General features: G+C 72.9%; 23 protein-coding genes. 15 read left to right on the top strand and 8 right to left on the bottom strand.

Annotation, left to right across the window (positions count from 1 at the left end; all coding sequences use genetic code 11):
- Positions 1 to 26 precede the first annotated feature (26 nt).
- Genes ACA514_RS41105 through ACA514_RS41115 form a run of 3 tightly spaced genes read right to left on the bottom strand, consistent with a single transcriptional unit; the run spans position 27 to position 2,166 of the window.
- On the bottom strand, positions 27 to 539 hold the full coding sequence (locus ACA514_RS41105; RefSeq protein ID WP_375046732.1) for a cupin domain-containing protein: 513 nt from the start codon (positions 537 to 539) through the stop codon (positions 27 to 29).
- Entirely contained in the window at positions 536 to 1,345 is an 810-nt protein-coding gene (locus tag ACA514_RS41110; RefSeq protein WP_375046733.1) for an alpha/beta fold hydrolase, read from the bottom strand. The genes ACA514_RS41105 and ACA514_RS41110 overlap by 4 nt, the downstream gene beginning before the upstream one ends.
- Positions 1,342 to 2,166 (bottom strand): aspartate dehydrogenase domain-containing protein, encoded by an 825-nt coding sequence (locus tag ACA514_RS41115; protein WP_375046734.1) that lies wholly within the window; start codon positions 2,164 to 2,166, stop codon positions 1,342 to 1,344. Before ACA514_RS41115 ends, ACA514_RS41110 begins: the two co-directional genes overlap by 4 nt.
- A gap of 188 nt (positions 2,167 to 2,354) precedes the next feature.
- Between ACA514_RS41115 and sigJ the strand changes: the two genes are divergently transcribed.
- Positions 2,355 to 3,308 (top strand): RNA polymerase sigma factor SigJ, encoded by a 954-nt coding sequence (gene sigJ, locus ACA514_RS41120; protein WP_375046735.1) that lies wholly within the window; start codon positions 2,355 to 2,357, stop codon positions 3,306 to 3,308.
- A 142-nt stretch (positions 3,309 to 3,450) separates the two neighbouring features.
- Here the strand turns inward: sigJ and ACA514_RS41125 are convergent, their stop codons facing one another.
- Together ACA514_RS41125 and ACA514_RS41130 are read right to left on the bottom strand one after the other, a co-directional pair.
- Entirely contained in the window at positions 3,451 to 4,707 is a 1,257-nt protein-coding gene (locus tag ACA514_RS41125; protein ID WP_375046736.1) for an oxygenase MpaB family protein, read from the bottom strand.
- A 234-nt stretch (positions 4,708 to 4,941) separates the two neighbouring features.
- A complete protein-coding gene (locus tag ACA514_RS41130; protein WP_375046737.1) occupies positions 4,942 to 5,574 on the bottom strand; it encodes a hypothetical protein in 633 nt (210 codons plus the stop codon).
- 665 nt (positions 5,575 to 6,239) lie between these two features.
- Here ACA514_RS41130 and ACA514_RS41135 point away from each other — a divergent pair.
- Positions 6,240 to 7,235 carry a helix-turn-helix transcriptional regulator gene (locus ACA514_RS41135; protein ID WP_375046738.1) on the top strand — a complete coding sequence of 332 codons (996 nt, stop codon included), beginning with the start codon at positions 6,240 to 6,242 and terminating at the stop codon, positions 7,233 to 7,235.
- On the opposite strand, the gene ACA514_RS41140 is transcribed toward ACA514_RS41135, so the two are convergent.
- Complete coding sequence (locus tag ACA514_RS41140; protein WP_375046739.1) at positions 7,192 to 8,052, bottom strand: alpha/beta hydrolase; 861 nt, start codon at positions 8,050 to 8,052, stop codon at positions 7,192 to 7,194. The two genes, ACA514_RS41135 and ACA514_RS41140, sit on opposite strands and share 44 nt — an antisense overlap.
- 138 nt (positions 8,053 to 8,190) lie before the next feature.
- Here ACA514_RS41140 and ACA514_RS41145 point away from each other — a divergent pair, with 138 nt between their 5' ends.
- Positions 8,191 to 8,550 (top strand): hypothetical protein, encoded by a 360-nt coding sequence (locus ACA514_RS41145; protein ID WP_375046740.1) that lies wholly within the window; start codon positions 8,191 to 8,193, stop codon positions 8,548 to 8,550.
- Positions 8,551 to 8,557: 7 nt separating this feature from the next.
- On the opposite strand, the gene ACA514_RS41150 is transcribed toward ACA514_RS41145, so the two are convergent.
- A complete protein-coding gene (locus ACA514_RS41150) occupies positions 8,558 to 9,817 on the bottom strand; it encodes a hypothetical protein (protein ID WP_375046741.1) in 1,260 nt (419 codons plus the stop codon).
- Between the two features lie 62 nt (positions 9,818 to 9,879).
- Positions 9,880 to 10,731 (bottom strand): LLM class F420-dependent oxidoreductase, encoded by an 852-nt coding sequence (locus ACA514_RS41155; protein ID WP_375046742.1) that lies wholly within the window; start codon positions 10,729 to 10,731, stop codon positions 9,880 to 9,882.
- A 166-nt stretch (positions 10,732 to 10,897) separates the two neighbouring features.
- Here ACA514_RS41155 and ACA514_RS41160 point away from each other — a divergent pair, with 166 nt between their 5' ends.
- Genes ACA514_RS41160 through ACA514_RS41215 form a run of 12 tightly spaced genes read left to right on the top strand, consistent with a single transcriptional unit; the run spans position 10,898 to position 21,266 of the window.
- The gene (locus tag ACA514_RS41160) at positions 10,898 to 11,497 is read left to right on the top strand and encodes a TetR/AcrR family transcriptional regulator (RefSeq protein WP_375046743.1); all 600 of its coding nucleotides are present in this window, start codon (positions 10,898 to 10,900) and stop codon (positions 11,495 to 11,497) included.
- Entirely contained in the window at positions 11,494 to 12,750 is a 1,257-nt protein-coding gene (locus ACA514_RS41165; RefSeq protein WP_375046744.1) for a cytochrome P450, read from the top strand. The genes ACA514_RS41160 and ACA514_RS41165 overlap by 4 nt, the downstream gene beginning before the upstream one ends.
- A 2-nt stretch (positions 12,751 to 12,752) precedes the next feature.
- The gene (locus tag ACA514_RS41170) at positions 12,753 to 13,535 is read left to right on the top strand and encodes an SDR family oxidoreductase (protein ID WP_375046745.1); all 783 of its coding nucleotides are present in this window, start codon (positions 12,753 to 12,755) and stop codon (positions 13,533 to 13,535) included.
- On the top strand, positions 13,532 to 14,917 hold the full coding sequence (locus ACA514_RS41175) for a cytochrome P450 (protein ID WP_375046747.1): 1,386 nt from the start codon (positions 13,532 to 13,534) through the stop codon (positions 14,915 to 14,917). Before ACA514_RS41170 ends, ACA514_RS41175 begins: the two co-directional genes overlap by 4 nt.
- A 2-nt stretch (positions 14,918 to 14,919) precedes the next feature.
- Positions 14,920 to 15,117, top strand: a complete 198-nt coding sequence (locus tag ACA514_RS41180; RefSeq protein ID WP_375046749.1) for a ferredoxin — start codon at positions 14,920 to 14,922, stop codon at positions 15,115 to 15,117.
- A 9-nt stretch (positions 15,118 to 15,126) separates the two neighbouring features.
- The gene (locus tag ACA514_RS41185) at positions 15,127 to 15,774 is read left to right on the top strand and encodes a hypothetical protein (RefSeq protein WP_375046751.1); all 648 of its coding nucleotides are present in this window, start codon (positions 15,127 to 15,129) and stop codon (positions 15,772 to 15,774) included.
- Entirely contained in the window at positions 15,771 to 17,255 is a 1,485-nt protein-coding gene (locus tag ACA514_RS41190; RefSeq protein ID WP_375046753.1) for an aldehyde dehydrogenase, read from the top strand. The genes ACA514_RS41185 and ACA514_RS41190 overlap by 4 nt, the downstream gene beginning before the upstream one ends.
- 36 nt (positions 17,256 to 17,291) lie before the next feature.
- Positions 17,292 to 18,041: an SDR family oxidoreductase gene (locus ACA514_RS41195; protein ID WP_375046755.1), complete on the top strand. Its 750-nt coding sequence runs from the start codon at positions 17,292 to 17,294 to the stop codon at positions 18,039 to 18,041.
- A 22-nt stretch (positions 18,042 to 18,063) separates the two neighbouring features.
- Positions 18,064 to 18,936, top strand: a complete 873-nt coding sequence (locus tag ACA514_RS41200; protein WP_375046757.1) for an NAD(P)-dependent oxidoreductase — start codon at positions 18,064 to 18,066, stop codon at positions 18,934 to 18,936.
- Positions 18,933 to 19,358: a carboxymuconolactone decarboxylase family protein gene (locus ACA514_RS41205; RefSeq protein ID WP_375046759.1), complete on the top strand. Its 426-nt coding sequence runs from the start codon at positions 18,933 to 18,935 to the stop codon at positions 19,356 to 19,358. The genes ACA514_RS41200 and ACA514_RS41205 overlap by 4 nt, the downstream gene beginning before the upstream one ends.
- 53 nt (positions 19,359 to 19,411) lie before the next feature.
- Complete coding sequence (locus ACA514_RS41210; protein WP_375046761.1) at positions 19,412 to 20,497, top strand: dihydrodipicolinate reductase; 1,086 nt, start codon at positions 19,412 to 19,414, stop codon at positions 20,495 to 20,497.
- A gap of 34 nt (positions 20,498 to 20,531) precedes the next feature.
- The gene (locus ACA514_RS41215) at positions 20,532 to 21,266 is read left to right on the top strand and encodes a glucose 1-dehydrogenase (RefSeq protein WP_375046763.1); all 735 of its coding nucleotides are present in this window, start codon (positions 20,532 to 20,534) and stop codon (positions 21,264 to 21,266) included.
- The last annotated feature ends 52 nt before the right edge of the window (positions 21,267 to 21,318 follow it).

Here is a 21,318-nt window from a genome sequence, read left to right on the forward strand (position 1 = left end):
CTCGGGGACGGGGACCTCCGCGGATGTCAGCCGCGCGTGACGCCGTGCATCGGGGAGGTCGGCGGGTAGGTGGGCAGCTGCGGCTTCTGCGTGCCGATGATCACGCAGAACAGCGCCTCGCCGTCGCCCACGTTCCGCAGGCTCCGCGGCACGCCGGCCGGGACCCGGATGAGGTCACGGTAGCCGAGCACGCGGCCGGCCGTCCGCGTGCCGTCCTCGACGTCGTGGACGGTGACCTCCAGCTCGCCCTCCAGCACGAAGAAGACCTCCTCCACGTCGTGGTGGGTGTGCTCCGGCCCGACACCGCCGACCGGAAGCCGCATGTTGGAGAACGTGAAGTGCTCGGACGGCAGGATCCGCGAGTCGGTCTCGTGGTTCCCCGTGGCGCCGGAGCCGATGTAGCGGATCTGGGCGCGGCGGAACTCGTCGCCGGCCTTGGCCTGGAAGGCGAGCGTGTCCCAGTCCTCGAAGCGGCTCTCGCGGCTCGCGATGCAGGAGTCGATCAGCTCGTCCAGGTCGGTCGCGGTCTTCTCCGTCATGATGGGTTCTCCTCTGGTTCGGAACGGGGGACAAGGAAGTCGCGTACGGCCGCGGCGAACGCCTCGGGGCGTTCCTGGTGGGCCAGGTGGCCGGCCCCGGGGATCTCGGCGTACCGGGCTCCGGGCACGGCGCCCGCGATGAGCCGGCTCTCCGCCGGGGGGCAGACCGCGTCGTGCTCTCCCACGAGCACGAGCGTGGGGGCGGTGACGGCGGCGAAGGCGTCCCCGTGGTCGGTGGCGGCCATCGACTCGGCCGCGTGGCCGTAGCCGGGCAGGCGGATCGCGGCCGCCATCGCCTCGGCGACGCGGGTGACGTCCGCGGGCGGGGCGCCCGGCGAGAGCAGCCGCGGCGCGCGGGCGCGGGCGAAGCCGGCCGCTCCGCGCTCCGCCAGCTCGGCGGCGCGCGCTCGCATGGCCGCGGCCTTCTCCGGCGTGGTCCCGGAACCGCGGGTGGAGTCGGCGAGGACGAGGGCGTCCAGCCGCCCGGGATGGCGCAGCGCGAACCGGGTGGCGATCACGCCGCCCCAGGAGGTGCCGAGGACGCTCGCACGGCGGATCCCGAGGCCGTCCATGACATCCGCGACGGCGTCGGCGTATCCGTCCATGCCGGGGGCCGTGCGCGGGTCGGCCGAGGCCGCGTAGCCCGGCGCGTCCCACGCGATGACGCGCAGCCGGCCGGCGAGCAGCCGTCCGAGGGCGTCGAAGCCGGCCCCGCTGGACCCGATGCCGTGCAGGCACAGGACGGGCGGCGCGTCGCCCCCGCGGTCGCGCACCGCGATCCCGCCGATCATCTCGACCCGGCTCACGCGACCCGCCAGGCGACGCCGGGCACCAGGTCGGCCAGGGAGCGCAGCACCGCGGGGCCGACGAGCCCGCTGGTCGCCGGGTTCGCCGGATCCGGAAGGTTTCCGAGCTCGAACCGGTACTCGCCGACCTGGCCGGTGAACTCGACGACGTGCCTGGTCAACGTGGTGTCCGGGGCGGCCACGAGGCGGACGCGCACGGCCGACCAGTCGCCGGCCGCCAGGGCCAGCGTCGCCGCCACGTTGGCGTTGCGGGGGAACCGCACGGCGGCCTCGCGGGCGTCCCCGTCGAACACGGTCACGGGGGCGTCGCCCGGACGCAGCGATCTCAGCCGGTCCGCCGTCCGGTCGTCCATCCATGGCTGGACCAGCGAGGCGGGCGCCTTGGACGAGGTGAGCCGCACGCTCGCCAGCGGCCCGCCGAGCGCCGCGGCGCGGACGACGTCGAGGCCGCCCAGCGCGCCGGTGCAGATCAGGAGCCGGCCGGAGCGCGCGGTGGCCGGCCGGGTGAGCTCGTGGAACAGGTCCTGGTCGGCCAGCGCGCCCACCGACACCGCGAGCAGGTCGCGTCCGGCGGCGAGCACCGCCGGGCCGTGCTCGCGCAGCGCCGGCTGGCCCGCGGCCTCGACCACCACGTCGGAGGACGCGAGCAGCGCGCGCAGGTCGCGCACGGACGCCGGGGCCGGGGTGCCCCCACGCGTCAGGACCCCGCCGAGCACCGCGCCGGGCACCGTGCCGCGGCGCAGCGCCGCGGCCACGTTCGCCCCGATCGCACCGTGCCCGAGGACGCCCACCCGCAACACGGCACCGTGCCCAGCCGCCACACCGACTCCAGATAGCTTGGTCTCGAAATACTTGTTCTGAAGATATCTAGAGCCGGAGTTGCCGCGCAAGCGGCCGGCGGCGCCCTTCCCGGCGCGAACGGGCCGGATCTGCGGCGGCGGCCTGACGTTTCGGGTGGCTGTCTCGTCAGATGGGTGTGCGGGAGGATGACGAGCGAGGGGGCGGCAGCATGAGCGCGGAATCCGAGGCGGCCGGCGCTGGGGCCGATCCGGGCCTGAGCGCGGTCGTGAGCGAGCGGCGCCGGCTGATCAGCCTCGCGTACCGGCTCCTCGGCTCCATGGCGGACGCCGAGGACGTCGTCCAGGAGACCTACGCGCGCTGGTACGCCATGTCCCGCGAGCAGCAGGACGCCATCGTCTCGCCCGGCGCGTGGCTGACGAAGGTCGCCGGCCGGGTCTGCCTCGACCTGCTCGGCTCGGCGCGGGCCCGGCGGGAGCGCTACGTCGGCGAGTGGCTGCCCGAGCCGGTGCCCGGAACGGCGGAGTGGGGCGACGGCCGGACCGGCGGCACCGCCGCCGAGCCCGCCGACCCGGCCGACCGGGTCACGCTCGACGAGTCGGTCAGCATGGCCTTCCTGGTGCTGCTCGATTCGATGACCCCGGCCGAGCGCGTCGCGTTCGTCCTGCACGACGTCTTCCGCTTCCCCTTCGCCGAGGTGGCCGAGATCGTCGGCCGCTCGCCGGTGGCCTGCCGGCAGCTGGCGTCCTCGGCCCGGCGCCGCGTCCGCGGCGCGCGGGGGCCCGCGGCGCCCGCGACGACGGCGGCGCAGCGCGCCCGCGTCGTCCGCGCGTTCCGGAAGGCGTGGGAGGCCAAGGACCTCGACGCCCTCATCGGCCTCCTCGACCCGGCGGCCGTCGCGGTCGGCGACGGCGGCGGCCTCGCCAGCGCCATGCCCCGCCCGGTCGAGGGCGCCGAGCCGATCGCGCGGCTCATCGTCGACCTCGCCCGCCAGGGACCGGACATGACGATCACCGAGCGCACCGTCAACGGCCGGCCGGGCCTGGTGGCGAGCGCGGACGGGGCCGGCCTCGCGGTCATCTCCTTCGAGGTCACCGGTGACCGGATCACGCACATCTGGGCGGTGCGCAACCCCGAGAAGCTCCGCCCCTGGACGGCCCCCTGAAACGGCCGTGTTCGGGACCGGCCACGCGCTCACTCCCTTTCCGCTTCACCTCCACTTGGTCCGGCGGCGCGAACGCGTCACCGCCGGGCCGGCGAGGGCCGGCCCGGCGGCGGGCGGTTCCGGTCGGTGGCGCGGTGACCGGTCAGTAGTTGGGGTTGTTGGTCGTCGGGATCTGGATGCTGATCGGGTAGTCGGCCCCCGACAGGACGAGCAGGACGCCCTGCCGGATGATCTCGTCGAACACCCAGTAGAAGTCGCGCAGCTCCTTGGGCGCCTTGGTGATGTCGAGGATGCCCTCGCGGACGGCGACGAACGGCGGCCAGAGGTTCTCGAAGACCGGGTCCCACACCGGCTCCCGCGGGATCTTCAGCCAGCCGGCGATCTCGTCGCCGAGCACGTAGCGGGTGAGCGCGCCGAGGATGTGCTTGGTGAGGATGCCGCCGTCGATGAACGCCGCGAGGTTGAGCAGCATGTCGGCGAGCTTGATGCCCTCCGCGGTGGGCGCCAGGATCGGGTCGAGGACCTGGGCGGCCTGGGAGTTCGCCTCGTCCCACGACTTCGGGATGTACTCGTCCCTGATGCCGAGCATGTGCGCGGCCAGCTGCCAGGAGTGCAGGAACGCCGCCGACTCGTCGTCGGGGATCTGCACCTTCCACTTGGTGAGCTGCTTCATGACCGTCGTGGGCAGGCTGTGCCAGGTGACCATCATGTCGGCCTGGCTGATCGGGATCTTCTCGTCGGCCACCTTGGTCCAGTACGCGGACTTGGGCAGCAGGTGCCGCACGCCCGCGTGGGCCAGCCGGGTCTTGACGCAGGTCACGATCATCTCGCCGTCGGGCTGGAAGGCCTTCTCGGTGCCGATGTCGTAGCCCAGCTTGGCGGTCTTGGTGATGCGGTCGCGCATGTCCGCGCCGCCCTTGGAGTAGTAGACGGCGCGCGCCTCGTGCGGGATGGCCGTGCTCATCATCCCGCTGGCGAAGCCGTAGGTGACGCCGAGGTAGAGCCCGCGCTTCTGGTTGAACTCGAACGCCTTGGCGAGCTTGTCCTGGTCGGTCCACGACGGCAGCTGCCGGGCACGTTCCATGAAGTCGCGCAGATCGGCGGGCAGCCCCGCCGGCAGCGCCTGGCCGTTCTTCGTCCACGTCTTCAGCAGCTCGTTGACCTTGGGCGCGTCGCCGCGGTCGATCAGCGCGGCCACCAGCGGGTCGGCCTCGGCGTCCCACACCCACTTGGGGTCGGCGCCTTCGCCGCGGCCGACGACCGAGCCCTCGGGCGACCAGGTCCACAGCGAGTTCGCTCGCGCGGGCGTCGCGACGGTCAGCGCGCCGAGCGCCCCGATCGTCCCGCCCGCCATCAGCACGCTGCGCCTGCTGGGTCTGTCCCTGCCGGATCTGTCCATGCCTTCGCTCCTCCTCGGGGCCGAGAGCACCTTCCTGACACGCGGTGACGCATCGTCGCGGCCCGCCGCCGGCACGCGGGAAGCCGGGGGCCCGCCGCGCGGACGCACGAAGTACGGCCCGGTCGGCCGTCGCGGCAAGGGACACACCCTGGTTTCCGGTGAGCCACCCGGAACACTAGACCGTTATTGGCGTTCCGCCAATAGTTGTCGGCGACATGATGAACATCCGCGGTCTCACCGCTCGCGGCGCGGCGCGCCGGCGAGCACGCGCAGCGCCTCGGGAGTCAGCTCCCCGCCCGGGCGGCGCTCGCGCCCCTCGGTCAGGTAGCCGCGCCTGCGCGCGAGCCGGACCCAGTTCGCCGCCGCCCGCCAGGTGGACCCGCAGGATTGGGCGATCTGCTGGACGGGATTCGAGAACCGGTTGTCGACATTCCATATATAGAGCGCGGCCACCAGTGCGAAGAATTCTTCCGGACGGCCCTTTCTTCCGGGGATCGGGTCCTGTTCGGCGATGGCGCTGATGCGGCCCGCGACAACGTCGACGGGCTCGCCGGTTCCCGGCACGATGTTCTCGCGCCCATGCTGCGACGTCCTTCTCACGTTCTGTGTGAGCTTGCCGAGCGGAATGGAACGCAGCACCGTCGAAGTGATGCCCTCGGCCGTCTGGACCGGGTCGGCGCCCGGCCTGGGCCTGACCGTCACCTCGGTCGGCCCACCGCGTCCCGACCTGGGCCAGCGCAGCGTCACCCGCCAGGCCCCGAGCTCGAAGGCGGTGGTCAGCTCGGCCGGGCGCCCGCCGCCGGCGGACCTCGCTCCCGCGCCCGGCCGCTGCTGCGCGGGACGGCCGGGCGACTGATGCTCGCGCATGTCGACTTCGCTTTTCTGAGGGGGTCAGGTTCGTTGTCGGGCCGACGCTAACGCAAGTTGATCAAGATGCAAGGCCGGGCCGGTGCGTCGCGTTCCGTGACGGATCGGCCGCACTATTGGACGGCCGGGTAATTGCAGGCCGGGGCGTCACCCGAACGCGGTTTACCGTGCTGCGGCAAAGGTTCCTTTACCTTGCGTTCGAACCTTTGTTTTCGCGGCCGGACGGGCGTCAGCGCCCGCCGCCGTGCGAGCAGCGTCCCGTGCCGCCGCACGTCCGGCAGGTGCGGCCGCCGGGGAGCGTGCCACTGCCCCCACAGGTCGGGCATCCCGGGCAATCGCACGCCCAGGCGGTGCAGCCGACGGTGACGGGAGCAGCGGTGATCGCGATGTCGTCCATGATGGTGTGGCCTCCTGGCGGCGCGCGGTGCGGGGCGGGGTGGTCGGGGTGGCGGACCTGCCGGCGGCGCGGTCGCCCGCCGGTCGGCGGCAGCGGGCGACCCCGCGAGGCAGGGCGGTACGCCCCTCCGACGTGGTGACTCTGCGTCGATGACGCGCGACCGTCCGTTTATCACCGGCCCGTCACAGAACCTGCTCCCGCAAGACGTGAGAATCTCCGCCCGAGGCGGTTGACAAGGCCGTTCCGTCCGCTGTGGAACCATGAGCGGGTGACCGCGGAGGGGACGACCGAGCGGGTGCTGCGGTTGCTGGCGCTGCTGCAGCGCCGGCCGTCCTGGACGGCCGGCGAGCTCGCCGCCGAGCTGAGGGTCACCGACCGGTCGGTGCGCCGCGACGTGGAGCGGCTGCGGACGCTCGGCTACCCGGTGCACGCGGCGGCGGGCGTCGGCGGCGGTTACCGGCTCGGCGCGGGCACCCGGCTGCCGCCGCTGCTGCTGGACGACGAGGAGGCCATCGCGACGGCGGTCTCCCTGCGCCTGGCGGCGGGCGAGACGGTCGCCGGGGCGGGCGAGGCGGCGCTGCGGGCGCTGGCGAAGCTCGACCAGGTGATGCCGCCGCGGCTGCGGGCCGAGGTGCGGGCGGTGCACGGCGCCACCGAGACGCTCGTCGGCCCCGGCGTCCAGATCGACGCGGAGCTGCTGGTCACCCTCGCGCGGGCCTGCCGCGACGCCGTCCGGGTCCGGTTCCGCTACGCCCGCCGCGACGGCGCCGAACGCGAGCGGACGGCCGAGCCGGTGCGGATGGTCGCCACCGGACGCCGCTGGTACCTGATGGCCCGCGACGTCGACCGCGACGACTGGCGCACCTTCCGGCTCGACCGGATGCGCGACGTGACGGCGACGACCTGGCACTTCCGGTCGCGGGAGCACCCGGACCCGGTCGCCTACGTGCAGCGGTCCGTGGCCGAGGCGCCGTACCGGTACTTCGCGCGGGTGCGGGTGCACGCGCCGCCCGAGCGGGTGCGGGAGCTGGTGCCGCCCCAGGTGGGGCGGGTCGAGGACGATCGCGACGGGTGGTGCGTCCTCGCCGTCGGCGCCGACGACCTGGACGGGATCGCCGTCCACGTGGCCCGGCTCGGCTTCGAGACGCAGGTGCTGGAGCCACCGGAGCTGCGCGACGCCGCCGCCCGGCTCGCCCGCCGCCTTGCGGCGATGGCCGCGGTCACCCCTGGTCGGTCCGGTACAGGTGCAGAAGGCCACGGGTGACGGCGCCCGGCCACACCGTCGCGTGCTGCTCGTCCGGGATGACCTCGCTCCGCACGGCGACCTTCTCCGCCTCGCGCAGCCGGTCGGTGAACGCGGCGAGGTCGGCGACCATGTCGAGCCCGGCCAGCGACCGCAGCATCGCGGCGGGCATGACGGGCCAGCTCCGCTCCGGCCGGTCCTCGCGCTCGCCCACCGCCAGGTAGACGTCGCTCGCCTCCCGGACGGCGAACGGGGCGCGCCGCCGGTCGAGCAGCAGATGGTCGTCCCACCACAGCGACGGGCTCACCGCCAGGAACCTGCGGAACCCCTCCGGACGGCACGCCAGCGTCCAGCAGGTGAACAGCCCGCTCAGGGAGAACCCCGCGAGCCCCCGGTCGGACGGGTCGAGCCCGTGCGCCGCCTCCACATGCGGCGCGATCACGTGCCGGATCAGATCGAGCATCGCACCCGCGCCGCCGGTCCCGTAGGGCGTTTCGCCGAGGTGGTAGCCGGGCGCCGCGCTGGTGGGCGTCAGGTCGCGCGGGCGCCGGGCGGTCAGCCGGCCGCGGTCGCCGGTGGCCGGTGAGATCCCGACCACGGCCACGGGACGCAGCTGCCGCAGCGAGAACGCCAGCAGGTTCCGCGCGATCTGCGCCGTGATGAGGAACGTCAGGAAGCCGTCGAGCAGGTACAGCACCGGGAGCGGCTCCGCCCGCGCCCCGGCCGGCGGCACGGCCACCGCGACGTCCCACCGGTCGCTCGCGCCGTCCCCGGTGACCAGCGTGTACCGCACCGCGCCCGGCAGCTCCACGGGCCCCGCCGACCAGTGCGCAGCCACGCCGCCCCCTCGGGATCCGTGACGGAAGACCGGCGGACGCGCCGCAAGGAGCCCCGCGGCCTGGAGCCCTCGACGATATGTCCGCGAAGACGACCCTGCCAAGGGATAGTGAGGACGGAGCCGGGACATGGAGGACACGTGGCAGCGACACGAGTACTGGTGATCGGAGTCGATCCCGCCAAGCTCGAAGGCTGGGACCCGGAACCGGTCCAGGCGGCGCTGGCGCGCGGCCGGGCCCGTTTCGAGGACCGGGGCATCGAGGCCGACTGGTGCCTGGTGGACCTCGACGACGACCCCGAAGGCGCGATCACGGCCGCGCTCACCGCCGCCGACCACGCCTGCGTCGTGATCGGCGGCGGCATCCGCACGCACGAGCCCCTTCTCGGACTATTCGAGAAGGTGGTCAACCTCGTCCGGCGCCACGCGCCCGACGCGGCCATCGCCTTCAACAGCACCCCCGAAGACTGCGCCGACGCCGCCCAACGCTGGCTCCCCTGACGGACGGTCAGACGGGAGTGATGGGGAGGGGGCGGCGGGGTTGGAAGGTGAAGGTGGCGCCGGTGCTGAAGCGGACGACGGCGACCTCGTCGGACTCGGGCACCGGTGCGTCGCGGCGGACGACCGTCAGCCGCCATCCGTCGGCGAGGCCGGTGGCCTCGACGTCGAGGCACGGGTCGACGGCGCGGACGGCGGCCTGGAGCGGCGCCGTCCAATCGGGGCCGCACAGCGAGATCCAGGCGCCGTCGTCGTGGGCGGCTGACGGGCGGACGGTGATGTCCGCGCCGTCGACGGAGGCGTCGACGTAGGCGGACGGGTTGAGGAGCGGGTGGACGGCCAGGAGGCGGGCCGCGCCCTCGGGGGTGGCCGGCAGGTCCAGGGCGCGGGCGAGCCGTTCCGCGGCGATGCCGGCGATGCCCACGAGCTGCTTGCGGCGGATGCGGAGCAGCGCGTCGGGGCCGTCGGCCCGCTCGGCGACGGCGAGCGCGAACCCGTGGTCGAGCAGGTGCATCTGCAGGCACACCTCGTCGGCGATCCGGACCAGCGCGGAGCGGGAGAAGGCGGCGAAGTCCAGGTCGGACAGCAGCGGGCCGGAGTAGTCGGCGAGGCCCTCGTCGGACGGGTCGATCGGCGCCAGTTCGAGGGTCGCGGCGCGGGAGCGCTCGTTGACGGCGAGCAGGGGGATGCCCTGCGCCTCCGGGTGGGAGTCGTCGATGGTCACCGTCCAGGCGCAGTGGGGGTGCCGGTCGGCCGGCTTGCGCGGCGGACGGTGGATCGGGCGCACCTGCGCCTTCGGGTTGGTGGCGACCGCGGTGGCGTCGAACGTCGGGTCCTCGATGTCGTGGCACATGGAGCGGACGTAGGCGTCGCCCATCGGCTCGACGTCCATCAGGGCGCCGCAGTGGTCGAGGTGGAACTCGCCGTGCCACCGGTCGTGGACGGTGTAGCGGAAGTCCATGAACTGGGGCGGGGCGCCGATGTCGAGCTGGAGGCCCTTGAAGATGGTGGGGATGTCGCCCCTGCCGGGGATCTCGGGGGCGTAGCCGAGCGCCCGCTGCATCCGCCGGGTGTAGATCGGGCTGGCGGCCGCCCACTCCTCGATCGCGATCCGCGCCATCTCCTCGCGGCCGAACGCGGAGATGCACCACGCCATTCCGGAGCGGTCGATGAGCTGCCCGACGAGGAGCAACTCGGGAACGATGGCCGCGAGTTCCTCCCGGGACAGGCCGGCGTAGCGGCTCGGCGGTATCGCTGACGGCTGGGTCATCTGCCGGTCTCCTTGGTGGGCCGCCGTGAACGGCGAAAGTGAAATGGGTTCTCGCGGCGAGGTCAGGGCGCGGTGAGGCCGAGCCGGGCGGCCGTCCTGTCCAGGTACTTCAGCACGGTCGCCGCGTCGGCGTCCGGCACGCCCCAGATCAGCTCGGACGCGCCGGCGGCGGACCACTCGTCGAGGTCCTCGGGGCTCGGCTTCCTGGCGACGAGGATCCGGACGTCGGGCTCGCCCGCGCGGCCGGCCTCGTCCCACTCCTTGCGCAGCAGCGCGGCCTTCGCGCCGATGCCGGTCTCGATGGGGGTGGTCATCCAGCCGTCGGCGTGGCGGGCGATCCAGTTCATGGTCTTCGGGCCGCCGCCCGCGCCGACGATCACCGGGATCCGGCCCTGCGGGGGCTTGGGGTAGGCCCAGCTCGGCCCGAACGACACGAACTCGCCGTCGTAGGAGGCCTCCTCCTGCGTCCACAGGGCGCGCATCGCCTCCAGGTACTCCTTGAGGACGGTGCGGCGCTTCGCGGCGGGGACGTGGTGGTCGGCCAGCTCGTCGGTGTTCCAGCCGAAGCCGGCGCCGACCGTCAGCCGGCCGCCGGACAGGTGGTCGAGGGTCGCGAGGGTCTTGGCGAGGGTGATCGGGTCGGACTCGACCGGCAGCGCGACGGCGGTCGCGAGGCCGATCCGCTCCGTCACCGCGGCGGCGGTCGCCAGCGACACCCACGGGTCGAGGGTGCGCGTGTAGCGGTCGTCGGGCAGGTCCTCGCCGCCGGTGGGGTGCAGCGCGTCGCGGCGCACCGGGATGTGGGTGTGCTCGGGGACGTAGAAGGTGTCGAAGCCGCGCTCCTCCGCGGCCTGGGCGAGTGCCGCCGGCGTGATGCCGCGGTCCGAGGTGAAGAGCACGATTCCGTTGCGCATGGCGTCATGCTAGAACGTGTTCTAGCGATCCTGGAATAGTGACTGGACACATGTCCGCCCGACCGGAGGGAGAACCGTGGTGGCGGTGCGCCCTTCCGCCGGAGAACGGGAACCCGATCCGGACGCGGCTATTGCCGGAATGTCCGCCCGCGGTTACGGTGGACACATGTCCAGTCAGGTGACCAGTCCCGCCCTGCGGCAGGGTCTCAACGCCCGGCAGGCCGAAACGGTGCAGAACCTGATGGCCGCCGGCCTCGCCGAGCTGCGCGCCGTCGGGCACGAGGCGCTGACGATCCGGACCGTGGCCCAGCGCGCGGGCGTCTCCCCGGCGACCGCCTACACCTACCTTTCGTCCAAGAACCACCTCTTCGCGGAGCTGTTCTGGCGGCATCTCAACGAGGGCGGCGACGGAGCGCCGGAGGCGGCCGGCGCGACCGGGCGCCTGCAGGCGACGGTCCGGGAGCTGACGGCCCGGATCGTCGCGGAACCGGAGCTGGCGGCGGCGGTGACGCCGGCGCTGCTCGGCGGCGACCCGGACGTCGCGCGGCTGCGGCTGCGGATCGGCGGGGAGTTCTACGCGCGCTTCGAGGCCGCCCTCGCGGGGCCCCGGCCCGCCGGGGGGCCCGCCGACCCGGCCGTGCTCGAGGTGCTCGTCCTCACCTTCACCGGCGCGCTGCTCCAGGCGGGCATGGGCCTGCTGACCTATGACCAGATCGCCGACCGGCTCGTCTCCGCCGTGGACGTGATCATGAGAGGCAACGAATGAGCGCTTCGAGCGACGCCGCGGTCGAGCCCCTGGTCTTCGACCCCTACGACTACGACTTCCACGAGGACCCGTACCCGCTCTACCGGCGGTTGCGCGACGAGGCGCCGGTCTTCCACGCCGAGCGGGACGACCTGTGGGTGGTCTCGCGGCACGCCGACGTGTTCGAGGTCCTCCGCGACGACGCGGCGTTCTCCAACCGGATGGGCGTCTCCCTCGACGCGAGCGCGTGGAGTCCCGAAGCGCACCGGGTGATGAGCTTCCTCGCCCTCGACGGGCAGCGGCAGACCCGGCTGCGCCGGCTGGTCTCCGCCGCGTTCACGCCGCGCCGGGTCAAGGAGCTCCAGCCGCAGATCCAGCGGCTCACCGACCAGTACCTGGAGCGTGCCTTCGCCGCCAACGCCGAGAACGGCGAGGCCGACTGGATCACCGACTTCGCCGGCAAGCTCCCCATGGACGTCATCTCGGAGATGATGGGCGTGCCGCGGGCCGACCGCGACGAGGTCCGCCGCCTGGCCGACCTCGTCGTGCACCGCGAGGACGGCGTCCGCGACGTCCCCCCGGCCGGCATGGAGGCGGCCGGGGAGCTGCTCACCTACTACGCGGCGATGGTGAAGGAGCGCCGGGCCGCGAGCGAGCCGGCGGGCGACCTCACCGCCGCGCTCACCGTCGCCGAGATCGACGGCGACCGGCTCACCGACGGCGAGATCATCGCGTTCCTGTTCCTCATGGTGGTCGCCGGCAACGAGACGACCACCAAGCTGCTCGGCAACGCGCTGTTCCACCTGTCGGCGCACCCTGAGCAGAAGGCCGAGGTGCTCGCCGCGTCCGACGACCCGGCGCCCATGGTAACGGTGTGGATCGAGGAGACGCTGCGGCACGACACCTCCAGCCAGATGCTCGCCCGCTACGTCGTCGACGACGTCGAGATGCACGGCGTGACGATCCCCGCCGGGTCCAAGGCGCTGATCCTGCTCGGCTCGGCGAACCGCGACGAGCGGGTCTTCGCCGACCCGACCGTGTACGACATCCACCGCCCCAAGGACGAGCTCGGGCAGATCCTCAGCTTCGGGTCCGGCAAGCATTTCTGCCTCGGCGCCAACCTGGCCCGGCTGGAGGCGCGCGTCGTGCTCAACGAGCTGGTCCGGCGGGTGGCGGACTTCCACGTGCACGCCGGCCGCGCCGTCCGCGTGCACTCCACCAGCGTGCGCGGCTTCGCCCGGCTCCCTGTGAGCTTCACCCAGCGGAAGGGCTGACGGTGGCCAAGAAGTACCAGCATCCCGAGCGCCGCCCCGCGGTGATCACCGGCGCGTCGTCCGGCATCGGCGCGGAGACGGCCAGGGCCCTCGCGGCGGCGGGGCACCCGGTCGCGCTCGGAGCGCGCCGGGTGGACGCCCTGGAGGAGATCGCGGCGGCCATCCGCGCCGAGGGCGGCGAGGCGGTCGCGCACGCGCTCGACGTCACCGACGACGAGTCGGTGGCCGAGTTCGCCGCGAAGGCCGCCGCGGGCCTCGGCGACATCGAGGTCGTGGTCAGCAACGCCGGCCTCGTCGCGCCGGGCGCGACCATCGAGGTCAGCTCCGAGCGCTTCGGACGGGAGATCGACCTCAACCTCGTCGGCGCGCACCGGATCGCGCGGATGTTCGTGCCCCCGATGGTCGGGCGGCGGCGCGGCGACATCGTGTTCGTCTCGTCCGACGTCGCGGTCAAGCCCCGGCCCTTCATGTCCGCCTACTCCGCCGGCAAGTGGGGCCTGGAGGGAATGGTCACCGCGCTGCAGATGGAGCTGGAGGGGACCGGCGTGCGGGCCTCGATCGTCCGGCCGGGCCCGACGTGGAGCGGCATGGGCACCGACTGGGACACCGACGAGGCCGCGTTCGTGCTCAACCAGTGGGTCCGCTTCGGACTCGCGCGGCACCCCCACTTCCTCAAGGCCAAGGCGCACGCGGACGCGATCGCGACGATCGTCGGCGCCCCGCGCGGCGTGCACCTGAGCCTGCTCGACGTCAATCCGGAAGCGCCCGTGGAGGAGAAGCCATGACCGCCGCCGAGAGTCATCGGCTCGCCGGGATCCCCGAGGTGAGCACGGTCCTCGACGATCAGAGCCCGGAGGTGCCCGAGATCATCCGCGGCACCGGGCACCTGCCGGAGATGCGGGTCGACCCGGTCGGCCTGTTCCACCGCGTCCGAGAGGAGTGCGGCGACGTCGGCCGGTTCCGGCTCGCCGGCAAGGACGTCGTGCTGGTCAGCGGCGCCGCGGCGAACGAGATGTTCTTCCGCGCGCCGGACGAGCAGCTCGACCAGGCGGCCGCGTACCCGTTCATGACGCCGATCTTCGGCAAGGGCGTCGTCTTCGACGCCTCGCCGGAGGAGCGCCAGCAGATGCTGAAGAACCAGGCGCTGCGCGGCGACATGATGCGCGGGCACGCGCGGACGATCGAGGCGGAGATCCGCCGGATGGTCGCCGGCTGGGGCGAGGAGGGGGAGATCGACCTCCTCGACTTCTTCGCCGAGCTGACCATCTACACCACGTCCGCGTGCCTGGTCGGCAAGCCGTTCCGCGACGAACTGGACGGCTCGTTCGCGCAGCACTACCACGAGCTGGAGCGCGGCACCGACGCGATCGCCTACGTCGACCCGTACGCCGACATCGACAGCTTCCGGATGCGGGACGCGGCGCGCGGGAAGCTGGTCGCGCTGGTGCAGGGCATCATCGAGCGCCGCAAGGAGCGCGGGAAGGTCCCGCGCGAGGAGCGCGACCTGCTCGACGTCCTGATCTCGCTGGACATGAGCGCCGACCACATCACCGGCATCTTCATCTCGATGATGTTCGCCGGGCACCACACCTCCAGCGGCACCGCGTCCTGGGCGATGATCGAGCTGCTGCGCAACCCGGCGGTGCTCGCGGACGTGGTCGCCGAGCTGGACGCGCTCTACGCCGACGGCACGGAGGTGTCGTTCCAGGCGCTGCGGTCGATCCCGGTGCTGGAGTCGGCGCTGAAGGAGACGCTGCGGCTGCACCCGCCGCTGATCATCCTGATGCGGCTCGTCCGCGAGGACTTCGAGCTGCTCGGCAGGACGATCCCCGCCGGCACGATGCTCGCGGCGTCGCCGCGGGTCTCGAACCGGATCGAGGAGGACTTCCCGAAGGCCGGCGACTTCGACCCGGGGCGCTACATCGACCCCCGGCAGGAGGACCTGCAGAACCGCTGGACCTGGATCCCGTTCGGCGCCGGCCGGCACCGCTGCGTCGGCAACGCGTTCGCGATGATGCAGATGAAGGCGATCTTCTCCGTCGTCCTGCGCGACTTCACGTTCGAGGCCGTCGAGCCCCTGGACTCCTACCAGGACGACTTCACCAAGATGGTGATCCAGCTCAAGCAGCCCTGCCGCGTCAGGTACCGCCGCCGGGCGGGGAGGTGAGCATGCGGGTCGTCGCCGACACGACCATCTGCCAGGGGCACCAGCTCTGCCAGGGCGAGGCGCCCGACGTGTTCGGGTTCGACGAGGAGAACGACGTGGTCGAGATCCTCGACGAGCGTCCGGACGAGTCCCGCCGCAAGGACGTGGCCACGGCCGTGAAGTACTGCCCGGCCTTCGCGCTTTCGATCGAAGAGGACTGAGGGGACGACGTGAGTGATGACGGCGGGCTGACCCGCGCCGAGATCGAGGGGTTCTGGGACTCCTGGCTGGAGATCAACCGCGAGGCCGAGCGGACCGGCGACTGGCGGGTGATGGCCGAGTGGTACGCCGAGGACGCGACCTACGGCTGGATGTACAGCCCCGACGAGCACTTCATGGCCGTCGGCCGCGACCAGATCCGGGACTGGGCGATCGGCATCGAGATGGACGGCCTCGACGGCTGGCACTACGACTACCAGGTCACGGTCGTCGACGAGAAGAAGTCGATGATCGTCGGGTTCTGGAAGCAGAAGTCCGGCATCACCGACGACGCGACGGGCGGGGAGTACGAGATCCTCGGCATCGGCGGCTCGTGGTTCGGCGTCGAGCGGCAGACGGCCGGCGCGGACGCCGGCCAGATCAAGATCGCGTGGCAGCGGGACTGGTTCGACATGCCGTCGACCGTCCACACGTTCATGGAGATCATCAACTCCGGCAAGGCGCCCGAGACGCTGCTGAAGCGGATGAAGGTCGCGGGCCACGGCGTCCCGGGCCACTACCACTACGACGAGATGCCCTCGACGCTGTGGCCGCCGCCCGTGGAGCGCGGCGACTACATCACGCAGGCGCCGAAGGACGCACCGGAGGCGGCACAGTGACCGAGCGCGTTCCGACGAATCCGCCCGCGCAGCAGTACGTCGACGGCAAGCTCGGCGGCGCCGGCGGCGGGGCGTCCTACCCGATCCTCAACCCGGCCACCGGGCAGGAGATCGGCCGCGCGCCCGACGGCACGGCCGCCGACGTGGACGCCGCGATCGGCGCCGCCCGCCGGGCGTTCGACGAGTCCGGCTGGGCGACCGACCGGGCGCTGCGGCTGCGGGTGCTGCGGCAGTTCCACCAGGCGCTGCTCGACAACGCGGACGCGCTCCGCGCGCTCACCATCGCCGAGGCCGGGGCGCCGGCGTTCTTCGTCGCCGGCCCGCAGTTCGACACCCCGGTCGAGAGCCTGAAGTGGACGATCGACCTCGCCGAGGGCTACGAGTGGGAGACCGATCTCGGCGTCGGCGTGACGATGGGCATCCGGTCGCACCGCACCGTCCACCGCGAGGCGGTCGGCGTGGTCGCCGCGATCACGCCGTGGAACTTCCCCAACCAGATCAACCTCGCCAAGATCGGTCCGGCGCTCGCCGCCGGGAACACCGTGGTGCTCAAGCCGGCGCCCGACACCCCGTGGCTGGCGGCCGAGCTGGGCCGGCTGTTCGCCGAGCGCACCGACATCCCGGCCGGCGTCTTCAACGTGGTGACGCCGCGCGACAACGCGGTGGCGGCGCTGCTGACGTCCGACCCGCGCGTGGACCTGGTCTCGTTCACCGGCTCGACCGACACGGGGCGGGCGATCGCCGCGGCCGCGGCGCCGACCCTCAAGAGGGTCTTCCTCGAACTCGGCGGCAAGTCCGCCGCGATCGTGCTGGACGACGCGAACCTGAAGGCGGTCGTCGGCAGCACCGCGTTCGCGGCGTCCGTGCACGCCGGTCAGGGCTGCGCCATCACCACCCGGCTGGTGGTTCCCCGGGCGCGCTACGACGAGGCGGTGGAGATCGCCGCGTCCACGATGGCCTCGCTCGGCGCGAAGGACCCCGCCGACCCCGGCACCATCTGCGGCCCGGTCATCTCGGCGGCGCAGCGCGACCGGGTGACGTCCTACCTGGACCTGGCCGCCGAGGAGGGCGGACGGTTCGCGACCGGCGGCGGGCCCGCCGAGCAGGACGGCGAGCTGGCCGGCGGGTTCTGGATCCAGCCGACCGTCATCGCCGGCCTGGACAACACCGCCCGGGTCGCCCAGGAGGAGATCTTCGGCCCGGTGCTGACCGTCATCGCGCACGACGGCGACGACGACGCCGTCCGGATCGCCAACGAGTCGCCGTACGGCCTGTCCGGCTCGGTCGACTCCGGCGACCTGGAGCGGGCGAAGGCCGTCGCCGCCCGCATCCGCACCGGGACGATCGGCGTCAACGGCGGGCTGTGGTTCGGCGCGGACGCGCCGTTCGGCGGCTACAAGCAGTCCGGAATCGGCCGCGAGATGGGCGTGGCCGGGTTCGAGGAGTACCTCGAGACCAAGACCACGGCCGTGCCGGCCTGACCGCCGGCCCACCCCCCACGGATACGGAGAGCAGCAGTGAGCAGGTTCCAGGACAAGGTCGTCATCGTCACCGGTGCGGCCCAGGGGATCGGCGAGGCCTACGCCAAGGGGCTGGCCGCGGAGGGCGCCTCGGTGGTCGTCGCCGACCTCAACGCGGAGGCCGGCGACCAGGTCGCCAAGCAGATCCGGTCCGACGGCGGCAAGGCGGTCTTCGTGCCCGTGGACGTGTCGTCGCCGGAGTCGGCGAAGGCCCTCGCGGACGCGACCGTCGCCGAGTTCGGCGGCATCGACGCGCTGGTCAACAACGCCGCGATCTACGGCGCGATGAAGTTCGACCTGCTGATCAGCGTCGACTGGGACTACTACCGCAAGTTCCTCGACGTGAACCTCAACGGCGCGCTCGTCATGACCCGCGCGGTGTACCGGGAGATGCGCAAGCGCGGCGGCGGCTCGATCGTCAACCAGTCCAGCACCGCCGCCTACCTCTACTCCGGCTTCTACGGGCTGGCGAAGGTCGGCGTGAACGGGCTGACCCAGCAGCTCGCGCACGAGCTCGGCGGGATGAACATCCGGGTCAACGCGGTCGCGCCCGGCCCGACCGACACCGAGGCGACCCGGGTGCAGGCCGGCGACGCGGCCAAGGACCTGGTGAAGAACATGGCGCTCAAGCGGTTCGGGCAGCCCGAGGACATGCTCGGCGCGGTGAAGTTCCTGCTCTCCGACGACGCCTCGTGGGTGACCGGCCAGATCATCGCCGTCGACGGCGGCCAGACCTTCCGGCTCTAGGGGCGGACGGAGAGGGAGCGAGATGAGCGACATCGTCCGCGTCGGATTCGTCGGGCTCGGCGACATCGGCAAGCCGATGGCGACCCGGCTCGCCGGGCGGCAGGCCGAGGCGGGGCTCGCGCTCAGCGTGTTCGACCTGGCCCCGGCGCCGGTCGAGGAGCTGGTCGCGGCCGGCGCGAAGGCGGCCGGCGGCGTCGGCGCCCTCGCGGCCGGCAGCGACGTGCTGTGCGTGATGGTCAACAACGACCGGCAGGTCCGCTCGGTGCTCGACGAGGTGCTCGCCGCCGCCGGCGCGGGCGCGGGGCTCACCGTCGCCGTCCACTCGACCGTGGCGCCCGAGACGCCCGCCGAGCTGGAAGAACGCGCCGCGCGGAAGGGCGTCCGGCTGGTCGACGCGCCCGTCTCCGGCGGCGCGATGGGCGCGGGCACCGGCGAGCTGGCCGTCATGGTCGGCGGGGCGGAGGAGGCGTTCGCGGCGGTCCGCCCGGTCCTGGACGTGCTGGCGAAGAAGGTCGTCCACGCCGGGCCGATCGGCGCGGGCACCCGGTTCAAGCTCGCCCGCAACCTGATGCACTACGCCGCGTTCACCGCGGCGACCGAGGCGCAGCGGCTCGCCGAGGCGGCCGGCCTCGACATCACCGCCCTCGGCGAGGTCGTCCGGCACACCGACGCGCTCACCGGCGGACCGGGAGCGATCATGTACCGCGACACGACCGCCGAGCTGGCGCCGGGCTCGTTCTGGTTCACCACCTTCGACCACGTCCGGCAGCTCGCCGAGAAGGACCTCGACTTCGCCATCGCGCTGGCCGACGAGCTCGGCGTCGACGTCCCGATGGCGAGGATCGCGCGCGAGCGGCTCGCGCCCGGGCTGGGTTTCCCCGAGGAGCAGGCATGAGCGACGACACGACCGGGAAGTTCGACGACCTCCCCGAGCCGCGGGCCCGCGGCCTGCGCAAGATGGAGCAGGTCTACGGCTTCGACATGGCCGACGGGACCGGCGACTTCTTCCGCTACACCGCCGACCACCTGTTCGGCGACGTGTGGCAGCGGCCCGGCCTGTCCGACCGGGACCGCCGCCTGCTGCTCATCGGCATGCTCGCCGGGCAGGGCGCCGCCGACGTGCTCGGCATCCAGGTGCCCGCCGCGTACGCCGCCGGCGAGTTCGACGACGACGCGCTGCGCGAGATCGTGGTGTTCCTCAGCCACTACGCGGGCTGGCCGAACGGCGCGCGGCTCAACTCGATCGTCGAGGAGACGATCGCCAAGGCGGCGCGCGCCGCCGCCCGCGCCGCCCGCGCCGCCGAGAAGAGCGACTGACAGCGCCCGCCCGCGCCGGATGACCGGCATCGTCCACCCCTTCCAGGAGTCTCATGGCCCTCCGCGTCCTGCACGTCGCGACCGGCAACGTCGGCCGCATCGCGCTGTCCCAGCTGATCGAGGACCCCCGCTTCGAACTGGCCGGCCTGGTCGTGTCCAACCCGAAGAAGATCGGGCGGGACGCCGGCGAGCTCGCCGGCCTCGACGTCGTCACGGGCGTCGCGGCCACCGGCGACCTGGACGCGGCGCTGGCCGCGCGGCCGGACTGCACCGTCTACTGCGCGCTCGGCGAGACCCGGCTGTTCGAGGCGCTCGCCGACGTCCAGAAGATCCTCGCGTCGGGCAGCAACGTCGTCGCGTCCTCGCCGGTGCCGCTGATCTACCCGTGGGGGCTGCTGCCGGACCGGATGATCGACCCCGTCGAGGACGCCTGCCGCACCGGCGGGACGAGCCTGTTCACCACCGGAGTGGACCCCGGCTGGGTCAACGACCTGCTGCCCTTCGCGATCGCCAGCACCTGCCAGCGGGTCGAGAAGGTGGTCTGCTCGGAGATCGCCGACTACGCGACCTACGACGGCGGCCCGGTTATGTTCGACTTCATGGGCTTCGGACGTCCCCTGGACGACCTGCCGCGGATGTTCAAGCCGGGGATCCTCGCGGCGTCGTGGGGCGTCAGCCTCCGGATGATGGCGCGCGGGTTCGGCTTCGACCTCGACGACATCACCGAGTGGTACGAGCGGGAGCCGGCGCCGGAGGCGTTCGACGTCGCCGCCGGGCACATCCCCGCCGGCGGCGTGGCGGCGATGCGGCTGAAGATCTGCGGCGTCGCCGGCGGCAGGGAGGTGCTGGTCATCGACCACACCACCCGGCTGCGCGGCGACCTGCGCCCCGACTGGCCGCAGCCCGCGCAGGACGGCGGCTCCTACCGGCTGGAGATCACCGGCGAGCCGTCCTACCGCGTCGACGTCTGCCCGACCAGCGCGAAGGGCGACCACAACTACGCCGCGATCGCCGCGGGCGCCGGCCGTATCGTCAACGCGATCCCCGACGTCGTCGCGGCACCGCCGGGCCTGCGGACCCCGCTCGACCTGCCGTTCAACACCGCCCGCGGCGTCTTCGCCACGGCACTGACCCGTTAACGCATTCGGACCGGACGCCAGGGAGGACATCGACATGGGACGTGTGGACGGGAAGATCGCCCTGATCAGCGGGGGCGCGCGCGGGATCGGGGCGGCGAGCGCGCGGGCGCTGGTGGCCGAGGGCGCGAAGGTCGTGCTCGGCGACATCCTCGACGAGGAGGGCAAGGCCGTCGCCGACGAGCTGGGCGACGCGGCCCGCTACGTGCACCTCGACGTGACGAGCCCCGAGGACTGGACGGCCGCCGTCGAGACCACCCTCCGCGAGTTCGGCGGCCTGAACGTGCTGTTCAACAACGCGGGGATCGCCAACGGCGCGTCGATCAACCGGTTCTCCCTGGAGAAGTGGCAGAAGATCATCGACATCAACCTGACCGGCCCGTTCCTCGGCATCCGCGCGGCCACCGACGCGCTGATCGCGGCCGGCGGCGGATCGATCATCAACACCTCGTCCATCGAGGGCCTGCGCGGCACCTCCTGGGCGCACGGCTACGTGGCCTCGAAGTGGGGCCTGCGCGGCCTCACCAAGTCGGTCGCCATGGAGCTCGCGCCGCACGGCGTCCGGGTCAACTCGCTGCACCCGGGCCTGATCCGGACGCCGCTCACCGACGGCATCCCCGACGACATGATCCCGGTCCCGCTCGGACGGCCCGGCCTGCCCGAGGACGTCGCCTCCTTCGTGCTCTTCCTCGCCAGCGAGGAGTCCTCCTACGCCACGGGGACGGAGTTCGTCATCGACGGCGGCACCGTCAACCAGATCCCGCACAAGTGACCCGCGACGTACGACCGGTTCGAGGCGTACGACTGATTCGAGACAGGGACCG

The sequence above is a fragment of the Actinomadura sp. NTSP31 genome (assembly GCF_041951385.1).
Lineage (GTDB): Bacteria > Actinomycetota > Actinomycetes > Streptosporangiales > Streptosporangiaceae > Spirillospora > Spirillospora napierensis.

Coding starts and splice junctions, on each gene's coding strand:
- ACA514_RS41105 (WP_375046732.1), bottom strand. CDS start 539: ATGACGGAGAAGACCGCGACCGACCTGGACGAGCTGATCGACTCCTGC.
- sigJ (WP_375046735.1), top strand. CDS start 2,355: ATGAGCGCGGAATCCGAGGCGGCCGGCGCTGGGGCCGATCCGGGCCTG.
- ACA514_RS41125 (WP_375046736.1), bottom strand. CDS start 4,707: ATGGACAGATCCGGCAGGGACAGACCCAGCAGGCGCAGCGTGCTGATG.
- ACA514_RS41130 (WP_375046737.1), bottom strand. CDS start 5,574: ATGCGCGAGCATCAGTCGCCCGGCCGTCCCGCGCAGCAGCGGCCGGGC.
- ACA514_RS41150 (WP_375046741.1), bottom strand. CDS start 9,817: ATGACCCAGCCGTCAGCGATACCGCCGAGCCGCTACGCCGGCCTGTCC.
- ACA514_RS41155 (WP_375046742.1), bottom strand. CDS start 10,731: ATGCGCAACGGAATCGTGCTCTTCACCTCGGACCGCGGCATCACGCCG.
- ACA514_RS41160 (WP_375046743.1), top strand. CDS start 10,898: ATGTCCAGTCAGGTGACCAGTCCCGCCCTGCGGCAGGGTCTCAACGCC.
- ACA514_RS41165 (WP_375046744.1), top strand. CDS start 11,494: ATGAGCGCTTCGAGCGACGCCGCGGTCGAGCCCCTGGTCTTCGACCCC.
- ACA514_RS41175 (WP_375046747.1), top strand. CDS start 13,532: ATGACCGCCGCCGAGAGTCATCGGCTCGCCGGGATCCCCGAGGTGAGC.
- ACA514_RS41180 (WP_375046749.1), top strand. CDS start 14,920: ATGCGGGTCGTCGCCGACACGACCATCTGCCAGGGGCACCAGCTCTGC.
- ACA514_RS41200 (WP_375046757.1), top strand. CDS start 18,064: ATGAGCGACATCGTCCGCGTCGGATTCGTCGGGCTCGGCGACATCGGC.
- ACA514_RS41205 (WP_375046759.1), top strand. CDS start 18,933: ATGAGCGACGACACGACCGGGAAGTTCGACGACCTCCCCGAGCCGCGG.
- ACA514_RS41210 (WP_375046761.1), top strand. CDS start 19,412: ATGGCCCTCCGCGTCCTGCACGTCGCGACCGGCAACGTCGGCCGCATC.
- ACA514_RS41215 (WP_375046763.1), top strand. CDS start 20,532: ATGGGACGTGTGGACGGGAAGATCGCCCTGATCAGCGGGGGCGCGCGC.